This is a genomic window from Microcoleus sp. B3-A4 (assembly GCF_036705385.1).
Lineage (GTDB): Bacteria > Cyanobacteriota > Cyanobacteriia > Cyanobacteriales > Microcoleaceae > Microcoleus.
This window is the reverse complement of sequence record NZ_JAUBUI010000079.1, coordinates 21,136-27,610: the sequence shown is the minus strand read 5'-3', so window position 1 is coordinate 27,610 and position 6,475 is coordinate 21,136. Positions and strand designations below refer to the sequence as shown.

8 protein-coding genes are annotated in these 6,475 nt (G+C 46.1%); 5 read left to right on the top strand and 3 right to left on the bottom strand.

All coding sequences use genetic code 11. The features are described from left to right. Positions 1-339: 339 nt before the first annotated feature. Positions 340-1,122, top strand: coding sequence for a DsbA family protein (locus QUB33_RS23590; protein ID WP_333355089.1), 783 nt, complete (start codon positions 340-342; stop codon positions 1,120-1,122). A 96-nt stretch (positions 1,123-1,218) separates the two neighbouring features. Here the strand turns inward: QUB33_RS23590 and rpe are convergent, their stop codons facing one another. Further along, positions 1,219-1,920, bottom strand: coding sequence for a ribulose-phosphate 3-epimerase (gene rpe / locus QUB33_RS23585; protein WP_006632078.1), 702 nt, complete (start codon positions 1,918-1,920; stop codon positions 1,219-1,221). Between rpe and QUB33_RS23580 the strand changes: the two genes are divergently transcribed. The 4 genes from QUB33_RS23580 to QUB33_RS23565 all read left to right on the top strand — a co-directional run bounded on the left by QUB33_RS23580 (position 1,919) and on the right by QUB33_RS23565 (position 4,708). Continuing rightward, on the top strand, positions 1,919-2,041 hold the full coding sequence (locus QUB33_RS23580) for a hypothetical protein (protein WP_333355086.1): 123 nt from the start codon (positions 1,919-1,921) through the stop codon (positions 2,039-2,041). The genes rpe and QUB33_RS23580 overlap by 2 nt on opposite strands. Before the next feature lie 122 nt (positions 2,042-2,163). Beyond that, positions 2,164-2,538 (top strand): hypothetical protein, encoded by a 375-nt coding sequence (locus QUB33_RS23575; protein ID WP_333355083.1) that lies wholly within the window; start codon positions 2,164-2,166, stop codon positions 2,536-2,538. Between the two features lie 105 nt (positions 2,539-2,643). Further along, positions 2,644-4,059 carry an LCP family protein gene (locus tag QUB33_RS23570; RefSeq protein WP_333355080.1) on the top strand — a complete coding sequence of 472 codons (1,416 nt, stop codon included), beginning with the start codon at positions 2,644-2,646 and terminating at the stop codon, positions 4,057-4,059. 220 nt (positions 4,060-4,279) lie between these two features. Further along, on the top strand, positions 4,280-4,708 hold the full coding sequence (locus QUB33_RS23565) for a DUF202 domain-containing protein (protein WP_333355077.1): 429 nt from the start codon (positions 4,280-4,282) through the stop codon (positions 4,706-4,708). Positions 4,709-4,861: 153 nt separating this feature from the next. On the opposite strand, the gene QUB33_RS23560 is transcribed toward QUB33_RS23565, so the two are convergent. Continuing rightward, a complete protein-coding gene (locus QUB33_RS23560) occupies positions 4,862-5,284 on the bottom strand; it encodes a DUF2809 domain-containing protein (protein WP_333355074.1) in 423 nt (140 codons plus the stop codon). Between the two features lie 15 nt (positions 5,285-5,299). Continuing rightward, positions 5,300-6,406 carry a DUF4241 domain-containing protein gene (locus tag QUB33_RS23555; RefSeq protein WP_333355071.1) on the bottom strand — a complete coding sequence of 369 codons (1,107 nt, stop codon included), beginning with the start codon at positions 6,404-6,406 and terminating at the stop codon, positions 5,300-5,302. Between the last annotated feature and the right edge of the window lie 69 nt (positions 6,407-6,475).

Genomic DNA, 6,475 nt, shown 5'->3' with positions numbered 1-6,475 from the left:
GTAAGGCAATGATCTATATATATATTGCCTTACAGATTTTTTTGAGTTCACTTTTTCAGTGCCATTGGACTAAAGTCCTCACTACAAACCTTTTTTGTTGGGATCGTTTGAGGGGAGATTATATTATAATAAATTCCAATGATTTAAATCTTAATTATTAGGTTAGTCGGTATTCGGGTGATTAACACCCCTTGGCAATTACCGACTACGAATTACCGATTGCTACTGAATAAATATTGATCGCAGATAAAAATAACTGCACAGCAGTCAACAGCGGTATACCTGACACTCCGCAAAATTAAATGTAGGATTAAGTGTTGCCGTGAATCAGAAAAAAAGATGAACGTATCCACTATTTGGCGAAAACTCCGCACCCAGCAAGCTTTCTGCTTGGCTGTACTCCTGGCAGGTTGCCTGGTATTTATCGGTTGTTCCCCCGCGCAGTCAGCGGCTGGCAATTCAGCCGATCCCAAGTTGAAAGAGCAAGTATTGCAGATTATCCGCGAAAACCCGCAAGCAATTATAGAGTCGGTACAAGCGTACCAGCAACAGCAGCAGCAGTCTCTTAAAGCAGCGCAGCAGTCATTTTTGCAGGAGATGAAAACTAATCCCAAATCTGCGATCGGGGATTCTCCCAGCACGGGATCAGCTTCGCAGCAGATTGTACTTTTAGAATTCTCTGACTTTCAATGTCCGTTTTGCGCGCGCGCTCACGATACTGTCAAGCAGTTTATGGCAAAACACCAGGACAAAGTTACTTTAGCTTACAAGCATTTTCCTTTGACTTCAATTCACCCTCAAGCGCTGCCAGCAGCTAAAGCAGCTTGGGCTGCCCAACAGCAGGGCAAATTTTGGGAATACTACAGCGCTTTGTTTGAAGGGCAGAAAGAGTTAGGCGAACCATTGTACACATCGATCGCCCAAAAGCTCAATCTAAAATTAGATAAATTTAACACCGATCGCAACAGCCCTGCTGCCGAAGCCGCCATTCAGAAAGACGTGCAACTTGCTCAACAACTGGGCATTGAAGGCACTCCATTTTTTATTATGAACGGCCAAACTTTCTCCGGCGCGATCGAGCTTTCTGAGATGGAAAGCATTCTCGCCTCTGTCTCCAAATAAGTAATTCATCACTCTTGGAAACCGAGTCTAAAAATTCGTTCCCAGCCAAAGCAGGCTGGGAACGAGAAAAACCAGAAAAACTCGAAAAATCTTTGATTAAACCGCAGCCAACTCAGGAGTCGGACGCTTGCTGTGGCGGATACCCTCGATCGCGGCTGCGTAATCATTCGCCTTAAACACAGCAGAACCAGCGACGATCGCATTTGCGCCTGCTTCCAGAACCTGCCAAGTATTGTTCCCCTTCAAACCGCCATCTACCTCAATCCAAGGATCGAGGCCCTTGTCGTCGCACATTTTACGCAACTGGCGAATTTTCGGCAAAACAGCCGGGATAAAACTTTGACCGCCAAAGCCGGGATTGACGCTCATAATCAGCACCAAATCGCAAAGTTCCAGCACGTACTCGATCAACTCCAGCGGCGTCGAAGGATTCAGAACCACACCAGCCATTTTGCCCAATTCCCGAATTTGGCCGAGGGTGCGGTGCAAGTGAGGCGAAGCATTGTGTTCCGCGTGAACCGAAATAATGTCAGCACCAGCCTTAGCGAAGTCCTCGACGTACTTCTCGGGCTCCACAATCATCAAGTGGACATCGATCACCTTGGTAGTAACAGGGCGAATTGCCTCAACAATCAGCGGCCCGATAGTAATATTAGGAACAAAGCGACCGTCCATCACATCTACGTGAATCCAGTCAGCCCCAGCTCGATCGACAGCCTGAATCTCTTCTCCAAGACGGCTAAAATCGGCTGATAATATGGATGGAGCAATAACGATGGGTTTTTGGGATTGGGTCATGGCTAAGTCTGTTCTCCTGACTGCTGTGCTGTATCCAGTTTATCAAAATACGGGTCTCCGGGTCGAAAAGTTGCCAACGATCGGTCGCGAGATTGGGATGGCAGAAAAATTTTGCCTCTGACAGACAAGTTTGGCGATCGCACCACCCCAGCTCTCCGAATTTTGGTTTAGGATATAAATTTTCCCTCTAACAAATAACTTTTGTGCAAAATCTGACCTTCTGCAAATTTTGAGTAGCGAATTATGAAAAATAGAGATCCCTTAGAAAATCCTGAACTCGATCGTGCCAGTCTGTTTGTATTAATGATCCCAGTCATCGGCTTTTTCCCCGCCCTGTGGACTCTTTACCGTCGTCAGGGCACCCCCGAACGCAAAGCCGTCAGCCGCTTGGCAATTGCCCTTGCTTTTAGTTGGCTCTTAGGACACATTCTTTTAGAAGCTGGAGCGATTTCTACGGAATCTCCGACACTTCCCATGTTATTAATGAGTAGCCTGCTAACAACCAGCTATTTCATCGTTGCTCTGGGACTGATGGTTCGCCTCTGGAAGCGTCAACCGCTATGGTTGCCCGGAATTAGCCGCGTAGCCGAGCAAGTGGTGGGCAAACATTTATCATAATTTAGGGTTCTTTTAAGCCCCTACGGTATTGATTGATTGCGTCTTCAGCTTGATACTACATATTGCCATTATCTTTTTTTATTTTTGTTGTGTGTGAGGAAGCCAGTGCCAGCTCAAAAAATTCCTAATCAAGACCCTATCCAACAATCAACCGCTCAACCTGCCACCAAAAAAACTTCCCAGCCCCATCGAGGCCGCTGGCTGGGTTTTGGTTTTGGTTTGGCGGGAGTAGCCATGCTCTCAGCCACAGCCGGAGCGTTGCTAGCCGTCTCGCTTTCCACAACGCCGCTTCAGCAACAAAAGTTGAGCCCTGAAGAAGCGGCGGTATTTTCTCAAGGCGACATGGCAAAGCTCAACATGAAGATGCCGGAGCTGACTCGCCCAGTTAATATTTTAGTTTTAGGACTTAAAGTTCTGAGTTCAGACATCGATGGCCATGCGGATAAGGAGCTGGGATACGAGGTGTGGCAGAACTCTTTCAAGGGGTTAACCGATACCATGCTGTTGGTCAGGTTTGACCCTCAAAATAAAAAGTTAAGCGTGCTTTCCATTCCGCGAGATACCCGCACCTATGTCGAAGGTAGGGGCGAGGTGAAAATAAACGAAGCTAATTACTACGGGGGCCCAGCTTCGTCAGCGAAGGCAGTCAGCGGACTCTTGGGCGGCGTGGGAATTGACCGCTATGTCACAGTCAATATTCAAGGCATCAAAAGTTTGGTAGATGCACTTGGTGGCATTACTATTAATGTCCCTAAGGACATGAAGTATACCGATGAAAGCCAGCATTTATATATAAATTTAAAGGCTGGCAAGCAGAAACTCAACGGCGAACAAATCGTGCAATATTTGCTTTATCGGCACGACGATTTGGGCGATATCGGGCGGGTGCAGCGCCAGCAATTGTTGATGCGGGCTTTTGTAGAACAGGAAGTAAATGTAGGTTTGCTTTCTCGCTTGCCGAAGATTTTGTCGGTGATTCAGTCTCACCTTGACACGAATTTGAGTATAGAAGAATTAGTGGCTTTGGCTGGTTTTGCTACTCAAACCGATCGCGCCGGCGTGCAGATGTTGATGGTTCCCGGTAAATTTAGCGATTCTAAGGACTACAAGTCAAGTTTTTGGTTGCCAGACCAATATGCCATCGAAACTCTGGTGGCGGAACATTTTGACTTCGGCCAAAATACTTGGACAATTGAGAATGCTGATTCGACTTTTCTGAAGGTGGCGATTCAAGATAGTACCGGAGATCCATCGGCTGTTGAAGCTTTTGTCAATAATTTGACTCAAGCAGGTTATCGGAATGTTCAGGTTTATAAAGCTTGGCCCGAACCGCTGGAGGTAACTACTCTAGTAGCTCAACAGGGCGATCTTAAAGGTGCTCAAGCGATTCGCCAGTTTTTGGGTTTTGGAGATGTGCTGGTTGAGAGTACCGGTTCTTTGCAGTCCGACGTAACAATTAGATTGGGTAAGGATTGGTTGGAGAAAAAGGCTCAGTCCGGCAGTGCGGCTAAGTCTTTTTAAACTGGGTTTTAACTAGGGTATTTGTAGGGACACAGCAATGCTGTGTCCTCTTCTTTTCTGTTGGTAGAGATGGAGGCGATCGCTTTTTTGTCGATTTACTGATACTATATTTTTTGGTGATGATGAATCACGATCGCAATACCGATACTTCCCTCCGCAATCACAAGTGAAACAATAATCAACGAGGGAAAGCTTAAGATATTTTATAAAGGTAGGGCTGATGAACAAGGGTGCTAAAATAGACCGACAGCGCGAACATCAGGCAAATGAACGCACCTTTCTTGCATGGTTACGAACTTCAATCGGTTTAATTGGTTTTGGGTTGGCGATCGCTCGATTCAGTTTATTTCTGCGTCAATTTCAAGCTACAGTGACTCAGCAAGAAGTTTCCTCCCCTCCCTTCTTCAACTCCGAAACTTTAGGGCTGAGTCTGGTCGTTTTTGGGATTGCGGTCATTCCCTTAGCAGCATGGCGTTATAATCGAGTTTTCTGGCAAATTGAGCGAGGTGATTATCGCCCAAATCGTGTGCTAGTTTGGATTATGACTGGAACTGTGATGATTTTAGGAACATTAACTATTCCATTGTTGCTGTGGCGCGATCGCGGAAATATAGCTCCCACTTCAACTCCTAAGAATTCTCAATTCTAAGTTAACCAGATCGCTTAGCTAAAGTGAAAATAACCGCAACCATATCATTAAGCTTTTGTGCATCTAGATTGTCTATGGTGTTCGAGAGATGGGGAGAGGATTTGACCATTTTGAATATGGTCATGGAAATATACAATTTAAATGCTGTACAAATTACAAGCGGAAGCAAGTGAAATGAAGCCACCGCACCCACAACCAACCTAAAAAACTCCCCACACAATAAGAGATAAAATCGGACCAACTAAAGTGATTTCCCAAAATCAGCCTTCCGGGTAAAGTAGCTCGCATTGCTTGTAAAAACGGAGGAGTCCACAGTTGGAGAAACTCTACTCCGCAGGTAGCTAGACACACAGCTACAGCCGCCCTAATTTGCGAAAATCGCGGCAATATCAAAACTACCAGCAAAATCCAAAATACCTCATAAGCTATGCTCCCAAAAGAGTCGTTGAACCATTCCGGTGCAGGGCCGCGAGAAAATCTCACCACATAACCTAAAGGGATAATCACGATTATACTGATGAGCAGGGCAATTCGATATTTAAAAAAACGGCGAGCGGGAGAAATTGGAGAAGTCATTGATTCGGGGCACAATCACGCATTTGTTGTCACAGGTTGAAGTGGATAAACCTCAGAATTAAGTGTGATCTTCAATACTGCATTGGCTTGCAACGGCTCATTGAACCAATATTCTCTGTACCACCTATCCTCTTCTATCCATTCTGAAACCATCATCATAGGACAGCCGGAAAATCGACCGCCCGGCTCTAAATTGACGCTCCAAGGCTGGCGCCCCTGTCCTTCCAAAACCAGTATGCAATCTGGGTTGCTGGGTTGATCGTTGATGAAATCATCACTAAGCTGAACCCAACTTGGGCGATTAACGCTGAGTCTTATAGCCATCTCAAGCCGATCCAAGTCACGATGCTCTATGGATTTTTCTAGGAAGCTTGTAACTTCAATCTCGATATTTTCCGTGATGTGCTCAAGCAGTACCCGGAAATCAGTGACCAAACAAGCCAGTTCCTCATCGGCTGTGAACCCCCAATAACTGGCATAGCTACCATCCCCGTATCCACTTCCAAATGCGATCGCATTGGCCCCAGTATCAGGGTCTAGGGTAAGATTGAAAGTGTCCATATCGGGGTCTAGGGTGAGATTGAAGCCACTGTGATCCACAATTTGCTGAGATGGGTAGGTCAATAGAGTTACCAGCTCCTGAGCTGCTAGCCAGTGAGCCAATTGAATCTTTTGTTCAATGGCATCCTCGACTAGACACTGCAATTCTTCATCAGAACGTCGCTCAACTACCTGAGGATCGACAAAACATCCCAGTCCCGCATCAACACCATAGGTAAAAAACTGATTCCGTCTTAACTCGGCCAAATCCTCACCTGGACGCAGAGCCATCTCCCAACGGACAGGGGATTCAGAGCAAAACTTAACCATCGCACAGGCAATGGTCCAATAGTCAACCACACTTAGCAACACAGGATAGCGCCCTGGTGGAACGGTTCTGCTAAACGGGTCAACGTCTTTGCACCACAGCCAACCGGGGTCGCACGCAATAATACGCCCTGAAGGTAAAACTAAGTCACCCGCCTGAAAAACATCACTGGTTATGCGACCCTCTGTGAGCGATTGGTAGACTTGATTGGGCTCGAAGGCTGCGAGGAAGTTGGTATGAGTCTTTGGGGACATGAGGCGATCGCAGTTAGATAGAACTTTTTTACTACTCTAATATATGATTTGTGGTTCAATATCAAAGAT

Bases quoted from the DNA above. Each gene is read 5' to 3' on its own strand.
- QUB33_RS23560 (WP_333355074.1), bottom strand. From the start codon at position 5,284: ATGACTTCTCCAATTTCTCCCGCTCGCCGTTTTTTTAAATATCGAATT.
- QUB33_RS23575 (WP_333355083.1), top strand. From the start codon at position 2,164: ATGAAAAATAGAGATCCCTTAGAAAATCCTGAACTCGATCGTGCCAGT.
- QUB33_RS23580 (WP_333355086.1), top strand. From the start codon at position 1,919: ATGGCTAAGTCTGTTCTCCTGACTGCTGTGCTGTATCCAGTTTATCAA.
- rpe (WP_006632078.1), bottom strand. From the start codon at position 1,920: ATGACCCAATCCCAAAAACCCATCGTTATTGCTCCATCCATATTATCA.
- QUB33_RS23565 (WP_333355077.1), top strand. From the start codon at position 4,280: ATGAACAAGGGTGCTAAAATAGACCGACAGCGCGAACATCAGGCAAAT.
- QUB33_RS23555 (WP_333355071.1), bottom strand. From the start codon at position 6,406: ATGTCCCCAAAGACTCATACCAACTTCCTCGCAGCCTTCGAGCCCAAT.
- QUB33_RS23590 (WP_333355089.1), top strand. From the start codon at position 340: ATGAACGTATCCACTATTTGGCGAAAACTCCGCACCCAGCAAGCTTTC.